Raw genomic sequence first — 24,160 nt, forward strand, 5'->3', positions numbered from 1 at the left:
AGGCATGACCCATTTGTTTCACCCAAGTTAACCGGGCCGGGTGCCGCTCCGCTTCCCGACGCTCCTCGGCGACCCGGGCCGAAGTGATCAAAAACGGGCGCAGTACCGTTGTCGCGTGGACAACAGGCAAGCACTCGGATCATGGCTGTCCGGCCCCCGCGCGGCGGCCGAGGACGCAGGTGTCGACTTCGGTTACCGCGGTCAGCAGCTCGGGCTCCCCGAGGAGGGACCCGGTTCGATCGCCCGCCCCGGCCGCCGGATCGGCGCCCTCGCCGTGGACTGGGCGCTGTGCATGGTGATCGCATACGGCCTCGTCACCGACGGCTACAGCCAGGCGACCGGGAACTGGGCGCTGCTCATCCTGCTCGTCCTGAGCGTGCTGACGGTCGGCACCATCGGCTCCACCCCCGGCAAGCGGCTCTTCGGCCTCCGCGTCGCCTCGGTGAACGGCGGCCGGCTCGGCTTCCTCCGGGTCGTGGTCCGCAGTCTCCTCGTCTGCCTCGCCATCCCGGCCCTCGTCTGGGACCGCGACGGCCGCGGCCTCCACGACCGCCTCTCCGGCGCCGTACAGGTCCGGATCTGACCCCCGGAGCACCACGGGCACCACGTACGACGGGCACCACGCACGACGAAGGGGCGCCCCGGAACCGATCGGTTCCGGGGCGCCCCTTCGTCGTGGAGGAAATCCTCGGTCGGATGTCAGCGCATCTTTCCGCCGCGCGGCATCCGCATGCCCTTCGGCATGGGGCCCTTCGGCAGCGGCATGTTGCTCATCAGGTCGCCCATGGCCCGCAGCCGGTCGTTGGCCGCCGTCACCTGGGGGCCGGAGAGGACCCGCGGCAGCTTCAGCATGGTCGTGCGGACCTTCTTCAGCGGCACCTGGCCCTCGCCGTTGCCGACGACGATGTCGGTCACCGGCACGTCGACGACGATCCGGGCCATCCTCTTCTTCTCCGCCGCCAGCAGCGACTTCAGACTGTTCGGATTGCCCTCGCCGACCAGCACGATGCCCGCCCGGCCGACCGCGCGGTGCACGACGTCCCGGTTCTTGTTCATCGCGATCGCGGGGGTCGTCGTCCAGCCGCGCCCGATGTTGTCCAGCACCGCCGCCGCCGCGCCCGGCTGGCCCTCCATCTGGCCGAAGGCCGCCCGCTCGGCGCGTCGTCCGAAGACGATCGCCATCGCGAGCAGCGCCAGGATGAAGCCCAGGATGCCCAGGTAGACCGGGTGCCCGATCAGGAAGCCGATCGCGAGGAGGACACCGAGTACGACGATGCCCACGCCCGCGACGACAAGCCCGACCTTGGGGTCAGCCTTTCGGGTCATCTTGTACGTGAGGGCGATCTGCTTCAGTCGCCCCTGGTTCGCAGCGTCACCGCTGCCCGTGTTTGCCTTCCTCGCCATGTCCTGAAGTTTACGTGGCCCGGGAAGCGCGGCCAGCCACGGCCTCCATCACATGCTGGGCCTCGACCCGGTCCTTGGCCCGGCGGCGGTCCTCAAGGACCGAGGTCCAGGCGTTCCGGCGGGCCGTCCGCTGGCCGCCGGCGAGCAGGAGCGACTCGACGGCCCTCAGGGCGTCGGTGACGGACGGGATGGCGGTGGCACGGACGTGTGTCGCGGCCTGCATGGCGGGGGTCCTCCCTCAAGCGTGGATGAGACGAGGTGGGGGGTGGAGCGAGTGTGGCGCTCACGACGGTGTGGCGGTGAGTGAAGCCAGGCTCACAGACTGGTGTTACCAGTGCGTGACCCGGCGGTCAAACACTGATGAAACGCTGATGCGGCCATCTGCACGCACCCGGAAACGTCGACGCGACCCGTACGCCCCCCTGACCTGCGGGGGTGTACGGGTCGCGTCGAATCCGGACACTACCGGCCGGTAACTGCTTGTGCGTGAATTCACACGCCGATCGGGCGACCGATCACGCGCCGGCTCTCGCGGTGATTCACACGGCCTGGGTCGCGTTGTCGACCGCGCCGCGCTTCTCGATCGCCTGCTGGTACAGCCGGCCCGCGCGGTACGAGGAGCGGACCAGCGGGCCCGACATCACGCCGGAGAAGCCGATCTCGTCGGCCTCCTCCTTCAGCTCGACGAACTCCTGCGGCTTCACCCAGCGCTCCACGGGGTGGTGCCGGACGGAGGGGCGCAGGTACTGCGTGATCGTGATGAGCTCGCAACCCGCCGCGTGCAGCTGCTGGAGCGCCTCGCTGATCTCCTCGCGGGTCTCGCCCATGCCGAGGATCAGGTTCGACTTCGTGATGAGACCGTAGTCACGGGCCTGGGTGATGACGTCCAGCGAGCGCTCGTACCGGAAGCCGGGGCGGATCCGCTTGAAGATCCGCGGCACCGTCTCGACGTTGTGCGCGAAGACCTCGGGGCGGGAGGCGAAGACCTCCGCCAGGAGCTCCGGCACCGCGTTGAAGTCGGGGGCGAGCAGCTCGACCTTCGTACGGCCGTCGGCGCGGCCCGCCGTCTGCTCGTGGATCTGGCGCACGGTCTCCGCGTACAGCCAGGCGCCGCCGTCCTCCAGGTCGTCGCGCGCGACGCCCGTGATGGTGGCGTAGTTCAGGTCCATCGTGACGACCGACTCACCGACGCGGCGGGGCTCGTCACGGTCCAGCGCCTCGGGCTTGCCCGTGTCGATCTGGCAGAAGTCGCAGCGCCGCGTGCACTGGTCACCGCCGATGAGGAAGGTGGCCTCGCGGTCCTCCCAGCATTCGAAGATGTTGGGACAGCCCGCCTCCTGGCAGACCGTGTGCAGACCCTCGCTCTTCACGAGGCCCTGCATCTTCGTGTACTCGGGACCCATCTTCGCCCGGGTCTTGATCCACTCGGGCTTGCGCTCGATGGGGGTCTGGGCGTTACGGACCTCCAGGCGCAGCATCTTGCGTCCGTCGGGTGCGACTGCGGACACGACCGGCTCCCTGTAGCTTCGATTCTTCGGCGCACACCAGGGTACGCCCGTTGTTCGTACGGTTTTGTTTACGCCTGGGCAACCTGTGGCCAGAGCCCGGCATTCCCTACGCGGAGGCGGCGGCCGTCTCCTGTTCGACCACGCGCGGCTTGAGCTCGGCGTTCTCCAGGACGGCTCGCAGGTGCTTCTCGACCACCGGCAGGACCTCCTCGATCGTGATGTCCCGGCCGAGCTCGCTGGCCAGCGACGCCACGCCCGCGTCCCGGATCCCGCAGGGGATGATCCGGTCGAACCAGGCGTTGTCCGGGTTCACGTTCAGGGCGAAGCCGTGCATCGTGACGCCCTTGGCGACGCGGATGCCGATCGCGGCCAGCTTGCGGTCCTCGCGGCGCTGGCCGGCGTTGGACGGGGCGTACTCCGGGCCGTTGAGCCGCGGATCGAACTCGGGGTCGGTCAGCCTCGGGTCGAAGTCCAGCGAGAGCCCGCCGAGAGACGGACGCTGCTCCACCGGGTCGCCGAGCACCCACACGCCGCTGCGGCCCTCGATCCGGGTGGTCTCCACGCCGAACTCGGCTGCCGTACGGATCAGCGCCTCCTCCAGGCGGCGGACGTGTGCGACGACGTCGACCGGGCGGGGCAGTTTCATGATCGGGTAGCCGACGAGCTGGCCCGGGCCGTGCCAGGTGATCTTTCCGCCGCGGTCCACGTCCACGACCGGCGTCCCGTCCAGGGGGCGCTCGCTCTCCTCCGTGCGCCGGCCCGCCGTGTACACGGGCGGGTGCTCCAGGAGCAGACAGGTGTCGGAGATCTCGTCGGCGAACCGGGCGGCGTGCACCTCGCGCTGCTTGTCCCAGGCCACCTGGTACTCGACGGCGTCGTCGCCGAAGCCCAGACGGACGAATCGCAGCTCACTCACGGCAGTGCCTCCTCCTGGGTGCCGGGGCCGGGTACCGGGGATCGTCCCGGGGCCGGCTCGGCACCATGCGTCATTCGCGCCCATGCCACTGTACGGCGGCGCCACGGACACCGGTCCGGCAGGTGCGGCGGGCCCGGCACGGGGACTCCTCCGTCAGCGGCGCCCCCAATCCTCACACGATCGGATGAATGTGGGGCGAAGGAGGCGGTATAGGAGGTGAGGGCCGCTAAATTCACGCCGTTCCATGAGGGTCCACACGGGCTTCCACCCGGGCCCGGAAGGCAGGAGACCGCACAGCTGATGACGGAACGACCCCCGCAGCGCATCCCGAACCGCAGGCTCGCCGCGCTCATCGCCGAGGCCGGATTCTCCAACGCGGGCCTGGCGAGACGGGTGGACCAGCTCGGCCTGGAGCACGGACTCGACCTGCGGTACGACAAGACCTCCGTGACCCGCTGGCTGCGCGGTCAGCAGCCGCGCGGCACCACGCCCGCCCTGATCGCCGAGGTCTTCACCCGCCGCCTGGGCCGCCGCCTCTCCGCGCAGGACCTCGGTCTGGACGCCTGCGCCCCCGTGTACGCGGGTCTCGAGTTCGCGGCGACGCCCGAGGAGGCCGTCGACATCGTCAGCGGGCTGTGGCGGAAGGACTCCGGCAGCCACGCGGAGCTCCGCAAGATCGCCTTCACACCGGCGGGGCTCGTCGTCCCCAGCCGTGACTGGCTGATCGGCCGGGCCGACGACCGCGTGGCGCGCAGCGACGGTTCAGCGCCGAACGGACGGCTCGGCCCGGACGGCCGGCTCGCGCAGGACCCCCGTGTGCCGCCCCAGGGCCGGCCCTCGGTGCCCCGGCAGCGCGGCACGGACCGCGGGCCCGGACAGCGGGTCTCCAGCGGCGACATCGCCGCGCTGCGCTCGGTCGGCGAGCTCTTCCGCACCCTCGACCACGCCTACGGCGGCGGCCATGCCCGTCAGGCACTCGTGCGCTACCTGGAGCACGAGGCCGAGCCGATGCTGCGCGGCACGTACGGGGAGACCGTCGGCCGCCGCCTGTTCGCCGCGGCGGCCGATCTGACGAGACTGGCGGGCTGGACCTCGTACGACATCGCGGCGCACGGACTCGCCCAGCGGTACTTCGTCCAGGCGCTGCGGCTGGCGCAGGCGGCGGGGGACCGGGCCTACGGCTCGTACGTCCTGATCACCATGAGCCGGCAGGCCGTCTACCTCGGCCACGGGCGCGAGGCCGTGCAGCTGGCCCGGGTCGCCCAGCAGGGCGTCGGCTCGGCAGCGCCCCCGGTCGTCCAGGCGCTGCTGCACTCCGTCGAGGCGCGCGGGCACGGGGTGCTCGGCGAGGCCCGGGCGTGCGGCGCGGCGCTGGCCCGGGCGGAGCGGGCGCTCGAAGCGGCCAGGCCCGGGGACGACGTGCCGTACTGGGCGCGCCCCTTCGACGAGGCCCAGCTCGCGGACGAGTTCGGCCACTGCCACCGCGACCTCCAGCAGTACCGGGCCGCGGCGCAGCACGCCGAACGCTCCCTCCAGCTCCGTGCCCCCGGCTTCGCGCGCAGCCGGCTCTTCTGCCGGGTGGTCCTCGCTTCGGCCCGTCTCGGCCTCGGCGAACTGGACCAGGCGTGCGCCCTGGGCGCGGAAGCGGCGCAGCAGGCCTCCGAGATGCGCTCGGCCCGCGCGCTCGAGTACGTCCGGGACTTCGAACGCCGTCTGGAGCCCTACCGCGACGCGGCCGCGGTCCGTACCTACCGCGACCGCGTGGCGGCGATCGGCTGACGCCCCGCGCGCCCTGCCCGCCTGTCGGCCCTGCTCGCCCTGCCCGAGTGTCTGATCCCCCGCCCGGCCCCCGTTCCTACGCCGCCGCCTCCGCCGGGGCGCTGTGGGGCACCCGGACGCCCAGGTCCGTGAGGAGCGCGTGCGCCGCGCGATGGGCGGAGGTCAGGGCTCCCTGCGGCGTGGACGTGTCGCGGTGGTCACCGCAGACGTAGAGACCGGCGAGCAGCCGGACCGGGCGGCTGGGGTCGTGCGGCGGCGGCATCGCGGGGATCGCCTCGGGGGTGTGGTGGAGCGCGAGGAGTTCCCACTCGTCCGTCGACGTCCCGTACAGGGTCGCGAGGTGCTTGCGGACCCGGCGCTCCGCGTCGTCGGGCGGGGTGCCCAGGATCGTCGAGGTGACCAGGGTCCGGCCGGCCGGCGCCCGCGTGGGGTCGACGGCGCTCATGACGGCCGTGTGCGCGACCGGGCCGCCCGGGTCGGACTCCAGAATCAGGACCGGGTCGGGCGCGGGCGCCTCGGGGGCCGTGTGGTGCAGCACGGTGACCGCGTGGAAGGCGGGCACGCGCAGCCCCGGCAGCAGCTCCGCCGCCGTGCAGGCGCCCGTCGCCAGCAGGACCGAGCGGCAGCCGAACACCCCGTGCTCGGCCGTCTCGACCCGGTTGATCGCGACATCCGTGACGCGGACCCCGGTCCGCACCGTTCCCGGTGGCAGCGACGCCGCGAGCAGCTCGGGCAGCGAGCCGGACCCGCCCTCCGGGACGCAGAGCCGTCCGCGCGCGAACGCGCGCAGTGCGAGGTCGGCGTAGCGGCTGGACGTGGCCAGGTCGGGATCGCCGAGCAGTGCCGCGACCAGGGGCCGTAGGACCCCCTGGACCGTACGGGCCGGCAGCCGGGACGTCAGGGCCTCGCGGGCCGTCCGCTCCGACCGGGCCAGCAGGCGCTGCGCCGGCGTCGCCGCCAGCCGGGCCAGCGAGGCACCCAGCCGCGCCTGGTCCAGTGAGGCGGCCGGGTTCCGGGGGGCGCTCGCGAGGGCGCGCGCCACCGTGAAAGCTCCCCCTACGCGCCGGGGCCCGTGGGGCGACCCACGCCCGACGCGCCAGGGCGCGTGCGGGAACGGTTCGCCGACCCGCGCGTACCGGCCGTCGCTGTGCACCAGGGCCCCCGGCGCGAACGGCCGTAGCGCCACCCCCTCGAGGCCCCGGGTACGGAGCAGTTCGGCGTGCGAGGTCGTGAGCAGCGGCCCGACCCGGTCGAGCCGGAAGCCGTCGATCTCGTCGGTGACCATCCGGCCGCCGACGCGCGGCCCTGCCTCGAGGACCGTGACCCCGAGCCCGGCGCTGGTCAGCCGGTGGGCGGCCGCGAGCCCCGCGATCCCGGCCCCGACAATGACGACGTCCGTGACGACGTCCGTGTGGTGTGCGGTACTGAGCACGTGCCCCTCCCCAGGTCGGCGCGGCTGGTGGGAGGCCTATGCCCCCAACCGGCCCCCGGAATGCCCGCATTCGCATTCAGGGCATGCCAGCCTGGGGCCTCGTCCGGGCCCGCGGCAGCGGCGCGCGCGGGGGTGCACGCAGCACGGGGTCGCACCGCGAGGCGTCAGGCCGCCGCCCGGATCGACTCGTCGATCGTCGGGAACGCGAAATCGAACCCCGACTCCAACAGACGGCCCGGCAGCACCCGCTGACTGCCCAGCACATCGACCGCGAACTCCCCGAGCGCCAGGCGCAGCGCCGGCGCCGGGACCGTGAGGAGCGTCGGGCGGCGCAGCACCCGGCCCATCGCCGCGGTGACCTCCCGGTTGGTGACCGGCTCGGGGGCCGTCAGGTTCACCGGACCGGCGAGGGAGTCAGTGTCGATCAGATGCCGCAGGGCGGCCACCTCGTCGTGCAGCGAGATGAAGCTCCAGTACTGCCGCCCGTCGCCGATCCGCCCGCCGACCCCGGCGCGGAAGACCGGGAAGAGCCGGCCCCACGCCCCGCCCTCGGCGGCCACCACGAGGCCCGTGCGGGCGTACGCGACCCGGATGCCGGCCTCCTCGGCGGGGGCTGCCGCCGCCTCCCACTCCACACAGACCGAGGGCAGGAAGCCCTCGCCGGCGGGCGCGCTCTCGTCCACCGCGCGCGAGCCCGTGTCGCCGTAGTAGCCCAGCGCCGTGCCGCACACCAGCACCTTCGGCGGCTCGGCCAGTGAGGCGAGGGCCTCGGCGATCGCGCGCGTGCCGAGGACGCGGCTGTCGCGGATCTCCTTCTTGTACGCGTCGTTCCAGCGGCGCTCGCCGACGCCCGCGCCCGCCAGGTGCACGACGGCGTCGACACCGACGAGCCCCGCCGCGTCCACGTACAGGCGTGCCGGGTCCCATTCGATCTCGTCCGCGGTCCGGGCGGGCCGTCGCACCAGGCGGGAGACGTGGTGGCCGTCGGCGCGCAGCGAGCGCACCAGGGCCGTGCCGATGAGTCCGGAGGCGCCGGTGACGGCGATACGCGAGGGTTGCATGGGGACATCCTGCCCTCCCCGGTCCGGACGTGGCACAGTGGCGGACATGATCGCGCCGGAGACGCACATACGACGGGCCCTCGCCGCCGACGGGGACGCGCTGGCGGAACTGGACCGGGCGACCTGGTCGCCTCTGCACGCCGTGCTGCCCCCGCCGGAGCCCCCGTACGAGCCGTTCTTCGACGACCGGCACCGGCCCGAGGACTATCTGGTCGCGCAGCGGGGACCGGAGGTCGTCGGCTATCTGCGGCTCGTGCCGCCCACCCCGCTCGCCTGCAACGCGCACGTCCGCCAGATCCAGGGCCTCGCCGTCGCGGAGAGCGCCCGTGGTCTGGGGGTGGCCCGTGCGCTGCTGCGGGCCGCCTTCGAGGAGACCCGGCGCCAGGGCTGCGCACGGATCACCCTGCGCGTCCTCGGCCACAACAAACCCGCCCGCGCGCTCTACGCGTCCGAGGGCTTCGTGGTGGAGGGTGTCCTGCCCGGCGAGTTCTTCCTGGGCGGCGCATACGTCGACGACGTCCTGATGGGCCGCTCGGTCACGCCCTAGGCGTCCGCGGCCCCGTACTCCTAGGGCGCGTCCCCGGATTCCCGGGGTGTCAACGACCCCATCCCGCCCATCAGTTCACGCAGGCAGCGCACCGCCAGCTCGGCCGGCGCGCCCTTCCCGCGGACCGGCGCGTCCGTCTCCGCCCAGGCCTCCAGGGCGACCCGGATCGCGTCCGTGGCCGCCGCGGCCGCGAGCCGTACCTCCAGCGGGTCGGCGCCCGGACCGGCCAGCTGCGCCACCACGGCGAGCAGCTTCTCCTCCGACTCCTGGTTGACCCGGTACCAGACGGCCCGCAGCGCCGGGTCCTCGGCGGCCGCCCGCAGCAGCCCGCGCGTCCGGCGCAGCCCCTCGGCCGCCTCCTCGTCGGCGGCCGCGAGCGCCTCCGAGATCGACCGTTCCAGGGCGGCCGGCACCGTCGAACCCGGCTCCGCCGCGGCCAGCGACTCCCGCCAGCGGTCCGCGCCGCCCGCGAGGAGCGGGGCGACGGCGTCCTGCTTGGAGCGGAAGTACCGGTAGAAGGTGCGCAGCGCGACCCCGGCGCGCAGGGCGATGTCCTCGGCCGTGGTGCCGTCCGGGCCGCGCTCGGTGAAGAGCTCGGCGGCGGCGCGCGCGATGTCGAGCTGGGTGGCCGCCTTGCGGCGCTCCGTGAGGGAGGGGGGCTTGGTGCTCACCGTAGGAAGGGTACGCCCTGCCCCTGCCGTGCATGCATTTCATGCAGACATGGCAAAACGTGCCATCCAGGCGTACGGTGTCCGTGTATCAGGACATCGTCATCGAAAGGTCGGACAGGACATGAACCGCTACGAAGGACGCCGCGCACTGGTCACGGGTGGCGGCTCAGGCATCGGCCAGGCCACCGTGCTGCGCATGCTCGCCGAGGGCGGCAGTGTCGTCGCCGCCGACATCAGCGAGGACGGCCTCGAGGACACGGTCGCCAAGGCCGGAGCCGACGCGCACCGCCTGACCACCCTCGTCGTCAACATCGCCGACGAGACCTCCGTACGCACCGGTGTCACCGCCGCCGTCGAGGCGCTGGGCGGCCTGGACGTGCTGGTCAACGCGGCGGGGATCCTGCGCTCCTCGCACACCCACGAGACGACCCTCGACGCCTTCGAGCAGGTCGTCCGGATCAACCTGACCGGTACCTTCCTGGTGATCCGCGAGGCGATACCGGCACTCCTGGAGGGCAACGGCTCCGCCGTCGTGAACTTCTCCTCCACCTCGGCGATGTTCGCCCACCCGTACATGGCCGCCTACGCGGCCAGCAAGGGGGGCATCCAGTCGATGACCCACGCGCTCGCCGCCGAGTACGCCAAGCAGGGCATCCGCTTCACCGCCGTCCAGCCCGGCTCCATCTCGTCCGGCATGACCGACGGCTCCGGCGCCAGCCGCCGGTCCACCGGCCCCGGCCTGCCCGAGGACACCGACTGGTCCCTCTTCGCCAAGCTCGCCCCGGCCATCGGCGAGGGCTTCGCCGGCCCCGAGACCGTGGCCGGTGTCGTCGCGATGCTCGCCTCCGAGGACGGGAAGTTCATCACCGGCACCGAGGTACGCATCGACGGCGGCACCCACTTCTGACGCCCGACCGCGCGGACACGATCCACGGTCGGACAGACCGGTACGGACCCGGGGGAGGGACGGCCCCCGGGTCCGTACCTCTTCCTCTGTACGGGCCGAGGAGCGGACGCTAGGAGCCGAAGCGCTCCCACAGCCGGGGGAAGCGCTCCGCGAGCCCCGTCTCGTCCTCCAGGTCGAAGGCGACACCCTCCGGCTCCGCCGGCTGGGGCGGAATCCCAAGATCCGGCGCCTCCGCGCCGGTGAGCTGCTCGTACGCCTCGTCGGCGGCGAACCCCAGCTCCTCGCCGTCCCCGTCGATCTCCTCGTCGAACTCGTCGAGCAGCTCGGCGAGAGCGTCCGGTTCGTGCACCGCGCCCTCGAAGACCTCCCGGCCCTGGCCGATCAGCCAGCAGCGGAAGTAGTCGAAGGCGTCGTCACTCGCCCCGTCGAGCAGCACCGCCGCCGCGCCCCACAGGTCCCAGCGGTACGCGCGGTTGTAGCGGGCCTCGAAATGGCGGGCGAAGTCGAGCACGGAGTCGGGGTCGAGCTGCAGCAGCCGCTCGACGAGCAGGTCGGCGTGTTCCTCGGGGTCGCCCTCGGCGGCCTCGCGGGTGGAGTCGATGATCTCCCAGAACTCCGTCTCGTCCATCACGGACCAAGCATCGACCTTGGGGGAGGGCGACGCACCCGGAAACAGCCAAAATCAAACCGGACAGAAGGTGTCGTACTTTCCTGTCACGCTCGTTCCATGGAGACCGAAACGAAGCCGCTCAGCGGCAGGATCGCACTGGTCGCGGGCGCTACGCGGGGCGCCGGACGGGCCATCGCCGTGGCGCTCGGCACGGCGGGCGCCACCGTGTACGTGACCGGGCGCACCACCCGGGACAAGGTCAGCGAGGTCGGCCGGACGACCGAGACCATCGAGCAGACGGCCGAGCTGGTGACGGCGGCCGGCGGCGAGGGCATCGCCGTTCCCACCGACCATCTGGAGACCGACCAGGTCCAGGCGCTCGTCGAACGGATCGACACGGAGCAGGGACGGCTGGACATCCTGGTGAACGACGTGTGGGGCGGTGAGCATCTGGTCGAGTTCGACAAGAAGGTCTGGGAGACGGATCTGACGGGCGGCCTGCGGATGCTGGAGCTCGGCGTGCGCACCCACGCGATCACCTCCCGCCTCGCGGTGCCCCTGCTGATCAGGCACCCCGGCAGCCTGGTCGTCGAGATGACAGACGGGACGGCCGAGTACAACACCCGGTTCCGGCTCAACTTCTTCTACGACCTCGTGAAGAACGCGCCCCTCCGGATGGCGTTCGCGCTCGCCCACGACCTCGAGGGCGTGGGCGGCACGGCCGTCGCGCTCACGCCGGGCTGGCTGCGCTCCGAGCAGATGCTGGCCGCGTTCGGGGTCACGGAGGAGAACTGGCGGGACGCGATCGAGAAGATCCCCGGCTTCGAGATCGCCGAGTCGCCCACGTACGTCGGCCGGGCGGTGGCGGCCCTCGACGCCGACCCCGACCGGGCACGCTGGAACGGCCGGTCGCTCTCCAGCGGCCAGCTGGCGAAGGAGTACGGCTTCACGGACGTCGACGGCTCACGTCCGGACGCCTGGGGCTACATGATCGCCGGTGAGACGGGCAAGCCGTCCGTGGAGGACTACCGCTAGACACGCGCCGGCCCGGCCGGGCCGATCCCGCCCGCCCGCTTCAGCCGTAGAGCGTCCCGAGAGCCCGGGCCGCCTCCCTGAAGCGGGTCCGCAGGGCCTCGGGGGCGAGGATCTCCGCCTCCGGGCCCAGGGAGAGCAGCTGGCTGAAGGCGACCTCCTCGTTCTCCACGCGGAGTGTCGCCGTCACCCGGCCCTCGGCGTCCGTCGAGCCGGCCGCCAGCGCCTCCTCGGCCGCCGCCCGATCCGTCACGTACGGCAGTCGGCGCGCCCCCGCCCGCGAGAGCCGCAGGACGACCTCGGCGCGCAGGATCGAGCGGGCGAACTCCGCGGCCCGCTCCGCCCAGAACGCGGGCAGGTCGAACTCCTCGTCCCGCTCGAAGCGCTCCTCGCCGACGGCCACGGCCGCGAAGCGGTCCACCCGGTACGTACGGAAGGCCGTACCGGACCGCGCGCACAGGTACCAGACGCCCGCCTTCAGGACGAGCCCGTACGGGGCCAGCTCGCGCTCCACCTCGGCGTCCCCGCGCCGGTAGCGGGCCGAGATCGTCCGGTCGTCCCAGACCGCCTCGGCGATCGGCGGGAGCAACTCCGGTGTCTCCGGCTCCTGGTACCAGCCCGGCGCGTCGAGCAGAAAGCGCTGCGCCGCCGAGTCCGGAGCGTCCCGCAGCGAGGGCAGCAGCGCCGCGGACACCTTCAGCCGGGCGGCCGACGCCGCGTCCTCCAGACCCATGTCCCGGAGCGCGCCGGGCAGCCCGGACAGGAACAGCGCCTCGGCCTCACCGCGCGCGAGGCCGGTGAGCCGCGTGCGGTACCCGCCGATCAGCCGGTACCCGCCGGCCCGGCCCCGGTCCGCATACACCGGAACCCCCGCCTCCGAGAGGGCGAGGGCATCACGGGTGACGGTCCGTTCGGACACCTCCAGCTCCGCGGCCAGTTCGGCCGCCGTCATCGACGGGCGGGACTGGAGCAGAAGGACCATCTTGATCAGCCGGGCAGCGCGCATGACGCGCATTCTGCCCGGCCGGCCACCGGCCCTACAGGCCGTAGCGCTCGCGCGCCTCCTTCACCGCCGAGGCCGGGACCTCGCCGCGGCGGGCGAGCTGGGCCAGGGCCGCGACGACGATCGACTGCGCGTCGACACCGAAGTGGCGACGGGCCGCGTCACGCGTGTCCGACAGACCGAAGCCGTCCGCACCGAGCGAGGACCAGTCCTGCTCGACCCACTGCGCGATCTGGTCCGGGACCTGACGCATGTAGTCCGAGACGGCGAGGACCGGGGAGTCCACACCCTCCAGTGCCCTGCGGATGTACGGGACCTGCTCCTCGCCGCGCAGCAGCGCCGCGTCGGCCTCCAGCGCGTCGCGCCGCAGCTCCGTCCAGGAGGTCGCGGACCACACGTCGGCGCCCACGCCCCACTCGGCGGCGAGCAGCTTCTGCGCCTCCAGGGCCCAGTGGATGGCCGTACCGGAGGAGAGCAGCTGGATCCGCGAGGCGTTCGCGGGGAGCTCCAGGCCGGCCGACTCCGCCGTGTTGAAGCGGTACAGGCCCTTGATGATGCCCTCGTCGACCCCGGCGGGCCTGGCCGGCTGCGGCATCGGCTCGTTGTAGACCGTGAGGTAGTAGAAGACGTCCTGGTCCTCGCCCTCGGCGGCCTCGCCGTACATCCGGCGCAGACCCTCCTTGACGATCGTCGCGACCTCGTAGGCGAACGCCGGGTCGTACGTCAGGGCGGCCGGGTTGGTCGCCGCGATCACCGGCGAGTGGCCGTCGGCGTGCTGGAGGCCCTCACCGGTCAGGGTCGTACGGCCGGCGGTGGCGCCGACGAGGAAGCCGCGGCCGAGCTGGTCGCCGAGCTGCCACATCTGGTCGGCGGTGCGCTGCCAGCCGAACATCGAGTAGAAGATGTAGAACGGGATCATCGCCTCACCGTGCGTGGAGTACGCGGTGGACGCGGCGATGAAGTCGGCCATCGAGCCGGCCTCGGTGATCCCCTCGTTGAGGATCTGGCCGTTGACGGCCTCCTTGTAGTACATCAGCTGGTCGCGGTCGACCGGCTCGTACGTCTGGCCCTTCGGCGAGTAGATGCCGAGCGACGGGAACAGCGACTCCATACCGAAGGTGCGGGCCTCGTCCGGGACGATCGGGACCCAGCGCCTGCCGGTCTCCTTGTCGCGGATCAGGTCCTTGACCAGGCGGACGAAGGCCATCGTGGTCGCCATCGACTGCGTACCGGAGCCCTTGTCGAACGCGGCGAACGCCTTCTCGGCCGGGGCCGGCAGCGGGGCGAGCGCGTGCGTGCGGCGGGCCGGGGCCGGGCCGCCGAGGGCCGCGCGGCGCTCCTGGAGGTAGCGGACCTCGGCGGAGTCGGCGCCGGGGTGGCCGTACGGCACCACGCCGTCGACGAACTGCGCGTCGGAGATCGGCAGGTCGAGCAGGTCACGCATGGACTTGAACTCGTCCGTGCTGAGCTTCTTCATCTGGTGGTTCGCGTTCTTCGACGCGAAGCCCTCACCCAGGGTGAAGCCCTTCACGGTCTGCGCGAGGATCACCGTCGGGGCGCCCTTGAACTCCACGGCGGCCTTGTACGCGGCGTACACCTTGCGCGGCTCGTGGCCACCGCGCGAGAGGTGGAAGCACTCGAGGATCTTGTCGTCGCTCAGCAGCTGCGCCATCGCGACGAGCGCCGGGTCCTTGCCGAAGAAGTCCTCGCGGATGTAGGCGGCGTCGCGGGTCTGGTACGTCTGGACCTGCGCGTCCGGGACCTCGCGGAGGCGGCGGACGAGGGCGCCGGTGGTGTCGAGCGCGAACAGCTCGTCCCAGGCGTTGCCCCACAGCGACTTCACGACGTTCCAGCCGGCGCCGCGGAACTGGGCCTCCAGCTCCTGCACGATCTTGAAGTTGGCGCGGACCGGGCCGTCGAGGCGCTGCAGGTTGCAGTTGATGACGAAGGTCAGGTTGTCCAGACCCTCGCGGGAGGCGAGGGCGAGTGCCGCCGTCGACTCGGGCTCGTCCATCTCGCCGTCACCGAGGAACGCCCACACGTGCGAGGACGAGACGTCCTTGATGCCGCGGTTGGTGAGGTAGCGGTTGAAGCGCGCCTGGTAGATGGCGGAGAGCGGGCCCAGACCCATGGAGACGGTCGGGAACTCCCACAGCCAGGGGAGGCGGCGCGGGTGCGGGTAGGAGGGCAGACCGTTGCCGCCGGACTCCTGCCGGAAGTTGTCGAGGTGGGCCTCGGTGAGGCGTCCGTCGAGGAACGCGCGGGCGTAGATGCCCGGGGAGGCGTGGCCCTGGATGTAGAGCTGGTCGCCGGAACCGTCGGCTTCCTTGCCCTTGAAGAAGTGGTTGAAGCCGGTCTCGTAGAGCCAGGCGGCCGAGGCGAAGGTGGCGATGTGGCCGCCGACCCCGTGCTTGGCACCGCGGGTCACCATGGCGGCGGCGTTCCAGCGGTTCCAGGCGGTGATCCTGCGCTCCATCTCCTCGTCGCCGTCGATGACGGGCTCCGTGGAGGTGGGGATGGTGTTGACGTAGTCCGTCTCCAGCAGCTTGGGCAGGGCCAGGCCCGCGCCCTCGGCGTGCTGGAGCGTGCGGCGCATCAGGTAGGCGGCCCGGTGCGGGCCGGCGGCCTTGGTGACGGCGTCCAGGGAGGCCGCCCACTCGGCGGTCTCCTCGGTGTCACGGTCCGGGAGCTGGTCGAGCTCACTCGGAATCTTGCCTACGGGATCGGTCATGATCGCCGCCTTCCGGACAGATGGGGGTGGAGAAGGGGTGCCTTGTCTGGCAGGACAGGGCGAAGGGCCGGGTAGCGGCCCGCCGAAGACTGTAAGCCGCCGATCGATGATCGATCAAAGGGTTGCCGGGGAAAACCGCTCCAGATCGACAAAGTCGGCACAGGGTGCCGCGAAAATGGGCACCGGGTGCCTTGTTTTCGCAGGTGGGGAGCCGAATGAGAGGGTCCTCGCACGAATGAGCGGGCCCCTCGGGGGCCCGCTCATCACGTTCGAAGAGGGTTCGGGAACCGCGCGTCGGCCGTCGGGGCGTCAGCGATTCCGAGTGCCGACGCCCGGAGTCTCAGGCCCTCGGGGCGCAGCCGAGGACGTGGGCCTTGACCAGGTTGCCGATGTTCGGGTCGCCGCGCCGGAAGGCCTCCACGAGCTCCTGGTGCTCCTCCGCGTACGACTTCTGGACCGTACCGAGCCAGCGGATCGACAGCGCCGTGAAGACCTCGATGCCCAGGCCCTCCCAGGTGTGCAGCAGCACGCTGTTCCCGGCCGCCTTCACCAGCTCGCGGTGGAAGCCCACCGTGTGCCGCACCTGCGCCGTCCCGTCGGCCACCCGGTCCGCGTCGTACAGCGCCGCCACATGCGGCTCCAGGGCCGAGCAGTCGGCCGCGAGCCTGGTCGCCGCCAGCTCCGCCGCGATCTGCTCCAGACCGGCCCTGACCGGGTAGCTCTCCTCCAGGTCGGCCGCGGTCAGATTCCGTACCCGTACGCCCTTGTTGGGGGAGGACTCGATCAGCCGCAGCGACTCCAGCTCGCGCAGCGCCTCCCGGACCGGCGTCTGGCTGACCTCCAGCTCGGTCGCGATCCTGCGCTCCACGATCCGCTCGCCCGGCTTCCAGCGGCCGCTGACGATGCCCTCCACGATGTGCTCGCGGATCTGTTCGCGCAGCGAGTGGACGACGGGCACGCTCATGAAGCCGCTCCTTAAGGGACGCGTTGACACTCAAGACAATACGGCGGCGCCCCCGCCCGGAAACACTTCCGGGCGGGGGCGCCGCAGGTGAGGCTTGTTACGTTGCCAATCCGGCCTCGCCCTACAGGCCGAGGTCGACCTCGAACTCGCCGGCCTCCAGGATCGCCTTGACGGCCGTCAGGTAACGGGCCGCGTCGGCGCCGTCGACCAGACGGTGGTCGTAGGAGAGCGTCAGGTACGTCATGTCACGGATGCCGATGACGGTGCCCTCGGCGGTCTCGATGACGGCCGGACGCTTGACCGTGGCACCGATGCCCAGGATGGCGACCTGGTTCGGCGGCACGATGATCGTGTCGAACAGCGCACCGCGCGAACCGGTGTTGCTGATGGTGAAGGTCGCACCGGCCAGCTCGTCCGGGGTGATCTTGTTGCCGCGGACCTTGCCGGCCAGGTCGGCCGTGGCCTTGGAGATACCGGCGATGTTCAGGTCGCCCGCACCCTTGATGACCGGGGTCATCAGACCCTTCTCGGAGTCCACGGCGATGCCGATGTTCTCCGAGTCGAAGTACGTGATGGTGCCCTCGTCCTCGTTGATCCGGGCGTTGATGACCGGGTGGGCCTTCAGCGCCTGGGCCGCCGCCTTGACGAAGAACGGCATCGGGGACAGCTTGACGCCCTCACGGGCGGCGAACGCGTCCTTGGCGCGGCCGCGCAGCTTCATCAGCTTGGTGATGTCGACCTCGACGACCGAGGACAGCTGGGCCTGGCCGTGCAGCGCCTTCATCATGTTGTCGCCGATGACCTTGCGCATGCGGGTCATCTTGACGGTCTGACCGCGCAGCGGGGAGACCTCCAGGGCCGGGGCCTTCGGCGCGGCGGCCGGAGCGGCGGCGGCGGGGGCCGGAGCGGCCTTCTTGGCCTCGGCGGCCGAGAGGACGTCCTGCTTGCGGATACGGCCGCCGACGCCGGTGCCCTTGACGGACGCCAGGTCGATGCCGTTCTCGGAGGCGAGCTTGCGGACCAGCGGCGTCACGTAGGCGCCGTCGTCCGCCGGCTGTGCGGCGGCGGGGGCGGGCGCGGCGGGGGCCGGGGCGACCGGAGCCGGAGCGGCCACGGGGGCCGGAGCGGCGACCGGAGCCGGCGCCGGAGCCGGGGCGGGCGCGGCCGGAGCGGCCGGAGCCGGGGCGGCCTGGGCGGGAGCCGGAGCCGGAGCGGCGGCGGGGGCCGGGGCGGCCGGAGCCGGGGCGGCGGCCGGAGCGGCACCCGCGGCACCGATGACGGCCAGCTTGGCGCCGACCTCGGCGGTCTCGTCCTCGCCGACGACGATCTCCAGGAGGACACCGGAGGCCGGGGCCGGGATCTCGGTGTCGACCTTGTCCGTGGAGACCTCGAGCAGCGGCTCGTCGGCCTCGACGGTCTCGCCGACCGACTTCAGCCAGCGGGTGACGGTGCCCTCGGTGACGGACTCGCCGAGCGCCGGCAGGACGACGTCCGTGCCGGTGGCGCCACCGGCGGGGGCCTCGGCGGCGGGCGCCGGGGCCGGGGCGGCCGGAGCGGCCGGGGCCTCGGCGGCGGGGGCCGGAGCGGCCGGAGCGGCGGGGGCCTCGGCGGCGGCCGGGGCCGGGGCGGCGGCCGGCGCACCGGAGCCGTCGTCGATGATCGCGAGCTCGGCGCCGACCTCGACGGTCTCGTCCTCGGCGACCTTGATGGAGGCGAGGATGCCCGACGCGGGGGCGGGGATCTCGGTGTCGACCTTGTCGGTCGAGACCTCGAGCAGCGGCTCGTCGGCCTCGACACGCTCACCCTCGGCCTTGAGCCAGCGGGTGACGGTGCCCTCGGTGACGCTCTCGCCGAGCGCCGGCAGGGTTACGGAAACCGACATGGTTTCAGTTGCTCCTAACGAATTGCGGGAAGTGGTCGTCGCGCCCGTGATGACGTGAGCGTCAGTCGTGGGAGTGCAGAGGCTTGCCGGCCAGCGCCAGGTGCGCCTCGCCGAGCGCCTCGTTCTGCGTCGGGTGGGCGTGGATGAGCTGCGCGACCTCGGCCGGCAGCGCCTCCCAGTTGTAGATCAGCTGCGCTTCGCCGACCTGCTCGCCCATGCGGTCACCGACCATGTGGACGCCGACCACGGCACCGTCCTTGACCTGGACGAGCTTGATCTCGCCCGCGGTCTTCAGGATCTTGCTCTTGCCGTTGCCCGCGAGGTTGTACTTCAGGGCGACGACCTTGTCCGCGCCGTAGATCTCCTTGGCCTTGGCCTCGGTGATGCCGACGGAGGCGACCTCGGGGTGGCAGTACGTCACCCGGGGCACGCCGTCGTAGTCGATCGGGACGGTCTTCAGACCGGCCAGACGCTCCGCGACCAGGATGCCCTCGGCGAAGCCGACGTGTGCCAGCTGCAGGGTCGGGACGAGGTCGCCGACCGCCGAGATCGTGGGCACGTTGGTCCGCATGTACTCGTCGACGAGGACGTAGCCGCGGTCCATCGCGACACCCTGCTCCTCGTAGCCGAGACCGGCCGAGACCGGGCCGCGGCCGATGGCGACGAGCAGGACCTCGGCCTCGAAGGTCTTGCCGTCGGCGAGGGTGACCTTGACGCCGCTGTCGGTGTACTCGGCGGACTGGAAGAACGTGCCGAGGTTGAACTTGATGCCGCGCTTGCGGAAGGCGCGCTCAAGAAGCTTGGAGCTGTTCTCGTCCTCGACCGGAACCAGGTGCTTCAGGCCCTCGATGACCGTGACGTCGGTGCCGAAGGACTTCCACGCGGAGGCGAACTCGACGCCGATGACACCGCCGCCGAGGATGATCGCGGACTCCGGGACGCGGTCCAGGGTCAGCGCGTGGTCCGAGGAGATGATCCGGTTGCCGTCGATCTCCAGGCCCGGCAGCGACTTCGGTACGGAACCGGTGGCGAGGAGGACGTGACGACCCTCGACGCGACGGCCGTCCACATCGACGGAGGTCGGGGAGGAGAGCCGGCCGTGGCCCTCGATGTACGTCACCTTGCGGGAGGCGACGAGACCCTGGAGACCCTTGTACAGGCCCGAGATCACGTCGTCCTTGTACTTGTGGACGGCCTTGATGTCGATGCCCTCGAAGGAGGCCTTGACACCGAACTGCTCCGCCTCGCGGGTCTGGTCGGCGACCTCGCCGGCGTGGAGCAGGGCCTTCGTCGGGATGCAGCCGTTGTGCAGGCAGGTGCCGCCGAGCTTGTTCTTCTCGATCAGTGCGACGTCCAGGCCCAGCTGCGCTCCGCGCAGCGCCGCGGCGTAACCGCCGCTACCGCCGCCGAGGATCACTAGGTCGAAAACGGTGCTGGCGTCGTTCGCCACGTCACGTCCTCCATGCATGTGCGCCGGGCGCCGGTCTCCGATGACCGGGCGGCGGCTGGTGTTCGGCCGCTTTTTCTTCGGCCCTGTGGTGGGGGCCCTGTCCTGCCGAGAACCCATCTTCGCACTTGTTGCCGGAAGGCGGGACGCGGGGCCGGTGTGTGAGACCGGGTGATCGTCCGTACGCACGGGTAACAGCGGCGTACGAACCTACGGATTTCGTCGAGAGCGCAACGGGCCCCACGGGAACACGGCGCCACGACGGGCTCCACGCCACACGGGAACGCCGCGGCCCCCGGGAGGATTCCCGGGGGCCGCGGTGACCGGGGACGACCCCGGGGAACGGTCAGAGCTCGCCGTCGGCCGTGCGCTCGGCCAGCTTCACCAGCGTGCGGACCGCGGATCCCGTGCCGCCCTTGGGGGTGTAGCCGTAGGGCGCGCCCTCGTGGAAGGCCGGGCCGGCGATGTCGAGGTGGGCCCAGGTGATGCCTTCGCCGACGAACTCCTGGAGGAAGAGACCGGCGACCAGGCCGCCGCCCATCCGCTCGCCCATGTTCGCGATGTCCGCGGTGGGGGAGTCCATGCCCTTGCGCAGGTCCGCCGGGAGCGGCATCGGCCAGGACTGCTCGCCGACCTCCTCGGCGATCTCGTGGATCGCGGTGCGGTAGTCGTCGTCGTTGGCCATGATGCCGAAGGTCCGGTTGCCCAGGGCCAGCACCATCGCGCCGGTCAGGGTCGCCACGTCGACGATCGCGTCCGGGTTCTCCTCCGACGCCCTGGTCAGGGCGTCGGCGAGGACGAGACGGCCCTCGGCGTCGGTGTTGAGGACCTCGACGGTCTTGCCGCTGTACATGCGCAGCACGTCGCCGGGGCGGGTGGCCGAGCCCGACGGCATGTTCTCGGCGAGCGCCAGCCAGCCGGTCACGTTGACGGCCAGACCGAGGCGGGAGGCGGCGACGACCGCGGCGAAGACGGCGGCCGCGCCGCTCATGTCGCACTTCATCGTCTCGTTGTGGCCGGCCGGCTTCAGGGAGATGCCGCCCGAGTCGTAGGTGATGCCCTTGCCGACCAGGGCGAGGGTCTTCTCCGCCTTCGGGTGGGTGTAGGCGACGCGGACCAGGCGCGGGCCGCGGACGGCTCCCTTGCCGACGCCGAGGATGCCGCCGTAGCCGCCCTTGTCGAGCGCCTTCTCGTCGAGCACCTGCACCTTGAGGCCGTGCTCCTTGCCCGCGGCGGTGACGACGGCGGCGAACGTCTCGGGGTAGAGGTCGTTCGGCGGCATGTTGATCAGGTCGCGGGCGCGGTTGATCTCCTCGGAGACCGCCTGCGCGCGCTCGGCGGCGGCCTTGAAGGCCTTGTCGCGCGGCTTGGCGCCGAGCAGGGCCACCTCGGCCAGAGGCTTCTTCGCGTCCTTGCCGTTCTTGCTTTCCTGGTACGCGGTGTAGGCGTACGCACCGAGCAGCGCACCCTCGGCGATCGCCTCGGCGTCCTCGGTGGCCGTGATCGGCAGCGCGAACGCGGCCTTCTTGGCGCCGTTCAGGGCGCGGGCGGCGGTGCCGGCGGCGCGGCGGAGCGTTTCCGCGGCGTACGCCGCGCCGTCCTCGGGGGCGGAGCCCAGGCCGACCGCGAGCACGACGGGGGTCTTCAGACCGGCGGGGGCGGGCAGCTTGATGGCCTCACCCTCGGCACCTGCGGCACCCAGGGTCTCCAGGACGGCGGCGAGCCTGCCGTCGAACGCCTTGTCCACGGCCTCGGCGCCCGGGGCGACGACCAGGCCCTTGCCGGACTTCGCGACACCGACGACGAGGGCGTCGGCGCGCAGCGTCGCGGCCGCGGCTGTGCTGAGAGTGAGAGCAGTCACGGTGGTGAAATCTCGCTTCCATTGAGTTCTGTGGCGGTCGAGGGATGGGCCGACCGTGCCCGCCGCATCGTATTTCGGCCCGAGGAGCGCCGAGAACGAGCCTACGCTCGCTCTTCGTGTTCGCTCACGGCGACGGTGATTCACTCATCCGTGGTGTCTCTTTCACGTTTACCCCTCAAGGTCGGAGAGCTCGTCCACACTCGCCTCATTCGCGCAAGGGTGGCACCCGCCCCTTTGCATCATCCGCATCATCTCCACAGGTCCTCCGCACCCGGGAGGCCTGTCGAGGGGGGACACAGCACCGATGGACTCTGCCGGATCCCGCACGCCCCGAACCTCCCCCAGGGCCTCTGGCCTGGGAGGCACCACCAGGACCGCCGCCCTGATCGCGGCTGCGCTCCTCGCCACCGTCGTCCCGTCGGCGGGAGCGAGCGCCGCCGCGCCGCCGGTCCCGCGGATCGACCTCACCGTCCTGGTCGTCGACGACGGAGGCGGTGCGGTGGAGGCGATCACCGCCGAGCTGCGCTCCACCGGTGTCCCGTACTGCCGGGTCGATCTGGCCGATTCCGGCCGCCCGGTCATCGACGCCGCCTTCCTCAGCGACACGGTCTCGGGGCGCCCCCGCGCCAAGTACCAGGGCGTCGTCCTGCCCCACGAGTCCGCCTTCGGGCCCGACTCCGCCGAGCAGGCGGCGCTCGTGGCGTACGAGAAGACCTTCGGCATCCCGCAGGTCGACGCGTACACCTGGGCCCACCCCGGTGTCGGCCTCGACTACACCAGCGACGGCGGTTTCTCCGGCCCCCTCGACGGGGCTTCCGCCGCCGTCACGGCCGTCGGCAAGGCCGGCCCCTTCCGCTACCTGGACGGGCCGGTGACCTTCGAGGACAACGACCCCTCGATCTCCGAGAGCTACGGCTACGCGGGCCGTCCGCGCGAGGGCTTCACCAGCCTCCTCGACATCCCCGTCGACGGCGGCGGGCGGGCCAGCCTGATCGGCGAGTACGCCCACGACGGCCGTCGCGAACTGGTCGTCACCTTCGCCTACAACCAGCACCAGCGCCAGTTCCGGGCCCTGTCGCGTGGCATCGTCGAGTGGCTCACCCAGGGCGTCCACCTCGGGCAGAACCGGAACTACTTCTCCGTCCACGTCGACGACGTCTTCGCCCCCGACGCCCGCTGGGACACGGTCCGCGACTGCACCCCCGGCGACTTCGACTGCCCCGGCGGCGACGGGGAGGCCGGCGAGAACCCGATCCGGATGACCGCCGACGACGCCTCGTACGCAGCCGCCTGGCAGAAGTCCGCCGGCTTCACCCTGGACATGGTCTACAACGGCGGCCAGGGCGAGCAGTGGAAGACCGAGCACGGGGGCACCGACCCGCTCGCCGCGCGGCTGATCGCCGACCGCGCCCAGTACCGCTGGATCAACCACACCTACACCCACCCGTTCCTCGGCTGCGTGCAGGACAACTCCACCGTCCCCTGGCAGTGCGCGAAGAACGCGACCGGCGCCACGCTGTGGACGAGCCGCAGCGTGATCGCCGGACAGATCCGCGACAACCACAACTGGGCCGTGGCCAAGGGCATCCCGGTCGACCGCACCGAACTCGTCACCGGCGAGCACTCCGGTCTCAAGACCGCGCCGCAGCAGCCCGCCGACAACCCCAACCTGGCCGGCGCGCTCTTTGACAACGGCGTGAAGTGGATCGCGAGCGACAACTCCCGCGAGCCCCAGCAGCGTCCCGTCGGCGCCGCCAAGACCGTCCCGCGCCACCCCATGAACGTGTACTACAACGTCGGGACGGCCGCCGAGATGGCCGACGAGTACAACTGGGTCTACACCTCGCGGGCCGACGGCGGCAGCGGGATCTGCGAGTCCAACCCGGCCTCCACCTGCCTGCCCGCCCCGCTCGACACCGCCACCGGGTACGCCACCCACATCGTCCCGCAGGAGGCCCGCACGGCCCTCTCCCACGTGGTGGCGAACGACCCGCGCCCGCACTACGTCCACCAGTCCAACCTGGCCGAGGACCGCATTCTCTACCCCGTCCTCGACCGGGTCCTCGCCGACTACCGGGGGCTGTTCGCCGACAACACCCCGCTGGTGACCCCGCGTCAGCGTGACGTCGGCACCGAGCTGGACCGCCGCGCCGCCTGGGACCGGGCGCTCGCGGCGGGCCAGGTCACCGCGTACCGCATCGGCGCCACGGTCACCGTGAAGGCGCCCTCCGGGGTGACCGCCCCGGTCACCGTCCCCGAGGGCACGCGCAAGCAACTCCTCCTCGGCACCGGGGTGTTCGGGACGCCCTACGCCGGAGCGCGCTCGGCCTGGACCGGCCCGGAGGCGCTGCAGAACGCGATCACGCTCAAGCTTCCGACCGCCTGACCACGTGCCCGTACGTTCT

At 72.0% G+C, this 24,160-nt stretch carries 20 protein-coding genes; 6 read left to right on the forward strand and 14 right to left on the reverse strand.

Annotation, left to right across the window (positions count from 1 at the left end; all coding sequences use genetic code 11):
- The first annotated feature begins 115 nt into the window (after positions 1-115).
- A complete protein-coding gene (locus tag ACZ3OF_RS07420) occupies positions 116-583 on the forward strand; it encodes an RDD family protein (protein ID WP_361675175.1) in 468 nt (155 codons plus the stop codon).
- A 116-nt stretch (positions 584-699) separates the two neighbouring features.
- Here ACZ3OF_RS07420 and ACZ3OF_RS07425 read toward each other — a convergent pair whose 3' ends face one another.
- The 4 genes from ACZ3OF_RS07425 to lipB all read right to left on the reverse strand — a co-directional run bounded on the left by ACZ3OF_RS07425 (position 700) and on the right by lipB (position 3,828).
- The gene (locus tag ACZ3OF_RS07425) at positions 700-1,404 is read right to left on the reverse strand and encodes a DUF4191 domain-containing protein (protein ID WP_361593351.1); all 705 of its coding nucleotides are present in this window, start codon (positions 1,402-1,404) and stop codon (positions 700-702) included.
- Positions 1,405-1,414: 10 nt separating this feature from the next.
- Positions 1,415-1,627 (reverse strand): SCO2195 family GlnR-regulated protein, encoded by a 213-nt coding sequence (locus tag ACZ3OF_RS07430; RefSeq protein WP_361433281.1) that lies wholly within the window; start codon positions 1,625-1,627, stop codon positions 1,415-1,417.
- Between the two features lie 316 nt (positions 1,628-1,943).
- Positions 1,944-2,912 carry a lipoyl synthase gene (gene lipA, locus ACZ3OF_RS07435; protein WP_361433279.1) on the reverse strand — a complete coding sequence of 323 codons (969 nt, stop codon included), beginning with the start codon at positions 2,910-2,912 and terminating at the stop codon, positions 1,944-1,946.
- A 106-nt stretch (positions 2,913-3,018) separates the two neighbouring features.
- Entirely contained in the window at positions 3,019-3,828 is an 810-nt protein-coding gene (lipB, locus tag ACZ3OF_RS07440) for a lipoyl(octanoyl) transferase LipB (protein WP_361669723.1), read from the reverse strand.
- 300 nt (positions 3,829-4,128) lie between these two features.
- Here lipB and ACZ3OF_RS07445 point away from each other — a divergent pair, with 300 nt between their 5' ends.
- Positions 4,129-5,607 (forward strand): regulator, encoded by a 1,479-nt coding sequence (locus ACZ3OF_RS07445; RefSeq protein WP_361669720.1) that lies wholly within the window; start codon positions 4,129-4,131, stop codon positions 5,605-5,607.
- A 76-nt stretch (positions 5,608-5,683) separates the two neighbouring features.
- Here the strand turns inward: ACZ3OF_RS07445 and ACZ3OF_RS07450 are convergent, their stop codons facing one another.
- On the reverse strand, positions 5,684-7,039 hold the full coding sequence (locus tag ACZ3OF_RS07450) for an NAD(P)/FAD-dependent oxidoreductase (protein ID WP_361669719.1): 1,356 nt from the start codon (positions 7,037-7,039) through the stop codon (positions 5,684-5,686).
- Positions 7,040-7,203: 164 nt separating this feature from the next.
- A complete protein-coding gene (locus tag ACZ3OF_RS07455) occupies positions 7,204-8,100 on the reverse strand; it encodes a TIGR01777 family oxidoreductase (protein ID WP_361669716.1) in 897 nt (298 codons plus the stop codon).
- 46 nt (positions 8,101-8,146) lie between these two features.
- Between ACZ3OF_RS07455 and ACZ3OF_RS07460 the strand changes: the two genes are divergently transcribed.
- Positions 8,147-8,647, forward strand: a complete 501-nt coding sequence (locus tag ACZ3OF_RS07460; RefSeq protein WP_361669713.1) for a GNAT family N-acetyltransferase — start codon at positions 8,147-8,149, stop codon at positions 8,645-8,647.
- A 20-nt stretch (positions 8,648-8,667) separates the two neighbouring features.
- Here ACZ3OF_RS07460 and ACZ3OF_RS07465 read toward each other — a convergent pair whose 3' ends face one another.
- Positions 8,668-9,318, reverse strand: coding sequence for a TetR/AcrR family transcriptional regulator (locus ACZ3OF_RS07465; RefSeq protein WP_361669711.1), 651 nt, complete (start codon positions 9,316-9,318; stop codon positions 8,668-8,670).
- 121 nt (positions 9,319-9,439) lie between these two features.
- Between ACZ3OF_RS07465 and ACZ3OF_RS07470 the strand changes: the two genes are divergently transcribed.
- The gene (locus tag ACZ3OF_RS07470; RefSeq protein WP_361669708.1) at positions 9,440-10,225 is read left to right on the forward strand and encodes an SDR family NAD(P)-dependent oxidoreductase; all 786 of its coding nucleotides are present in this window, start codon (positions 9,440-9,442) and stop codon (positions 10,223-10,225) included.
- 109 nt (positions 10,226-10,334) lie between these two features.
- Here ACZ3OF_RS07470 and ACZ3OF_RS07475 read toward each other — a convergent pair whose 3' ends face one another.
- Positions 10,335-10,853: a DUF4240 domain-containing protein gene (locus ACZ3OF_RS07475; protein ID WP_361669776.1), complete on the reverse strand. Its 519-nt coding sequence runs from the start codon at positions 10,851-10,853 to the stop codon at positions 10,335-10,337.
- A gap of 99 nt (positions 10,854-10,952) precedes the next feature.
- Between ACZ3OF_RS07475 and ACZ3OF_RS07480 the strand changes: the two genes are divergently transcribed.
- Positions 10,953-11,870, forward strand: coding sequence for an SDR family oxidoreductase (locus ACZ3OF_RS07480; protein ID WP_467303356.1), 918 nt, complete (start codon positions 10,953-10,955; stop codon positions 11,868-11,870).
- Between the two features lie 40 nt (positions 11,871-11,910).
- On the opposite strand, the gene ACZ3OF_RS07485 is transcribed toward ACZ3OF_RS07480, so the two are convergent.
- From ACZ3OF_RS07485 to ACZ3OF_RS07510, 6 genes are all read right to left on the reverse strand, one after another.
- A complete protein-coding gene (locus ACZ3OF_RS07485) occupies positions 11,911-12,873 on the reverse strand; it encodes a helix-turn-helix transcriptional regulator (protein WP_361669703.1) in 963 nt (320 codons plus the stop codon).
- A 31-nt stretch (positions 12,874-12,904) separates the two neighbouring features.
- A complete protein-coding gene (gene aceE / locus ACZ3OF_RS07490; protein WP_467303359.1) occupies positions 12,905-15,601 on the reverse strand; it encodes a pyruvate dehydrogenase (acetyl-transferring), homodimeric type in 2,697 nt (898 codons plus the stop codon).
- A gap of 340 nt (positions 15,602-15,941) precedes the next feature.
- Positions 15,942-16,565, reverse strand: a complete 624-nt coding sequence (locus ACZ3OF_RS07495; RefSeq protein ID WP_361669699.1) for a GntR family transcriptional regulator — start codon at positions 16,563-16,565, stop codon at positions 15,942-15,944.
- A 121-nt stretch (positions 16,566-16,686) separates the two neighbouring features.
- Entirely contained in the window at positions 16,687-18,447 is a 1,761-nt protein-coding gene (sucB, locus tag ACZ3OF_RS07500) for a 2-oxoglutarate dehydrogenase, E2 component, dihydrolipoamide succinyltransferase (protein ID WP_467303361.1), read from the reverse strand.
- A 61-nt stretch (positions 18,448-18,508) separates the two neighbouring features.
- Positions 18,509-19,897 (reverse strand): dihydrolipoyl dehydrogenase, encoded by a 1,389-nt coding sequence (gene lpdA / locus ACZ3OF_RS07505; protein ID WP_329121381.1) that lies wholly within the window; start codon positions 19,895-19,897, stop codon positions 18,509-18,511.
- A 343-nt stretch (positions 19,898-20,240) separates the two neighbouring features.
- Positions 20,241-21,755 carry a leucyl aminopeptidase gene (locus tag ACZ3OF_RS07510; protein ID WP_361669695.1) on the reverse strand — a complete coding sequence of 505 codons (1,515 nt, stop codon included), beginning with the start codon at positions 21,753-21,755 and terminating at the stop codon, positions 20,241-20,243.
- A gap of 304 nt (positions 21,756-22,059) precedes the next feature.
- Between ACZ3OF_RS07510 and ACZ3OF_RS07515 the strand changes: the two genes are divergently transcribed.
- Positions 22,060-24,141: a hypothetical protein gene (locus tag ACZ3OF_RS07515; protein ID WP_467303365.1), complete on the forward strand. Its 2,082-nt coding sequence runs from the start codon at positions 22,060-22,062 to the stop codon at positions 24,139-24,141.
- Positions 24,142-24,160 lie beyond the last annotated feature (19 nt).

The sequence above is a fragment of the Streptomyces sp. NPDC022552 genome, from assembly GCF_055561875.1.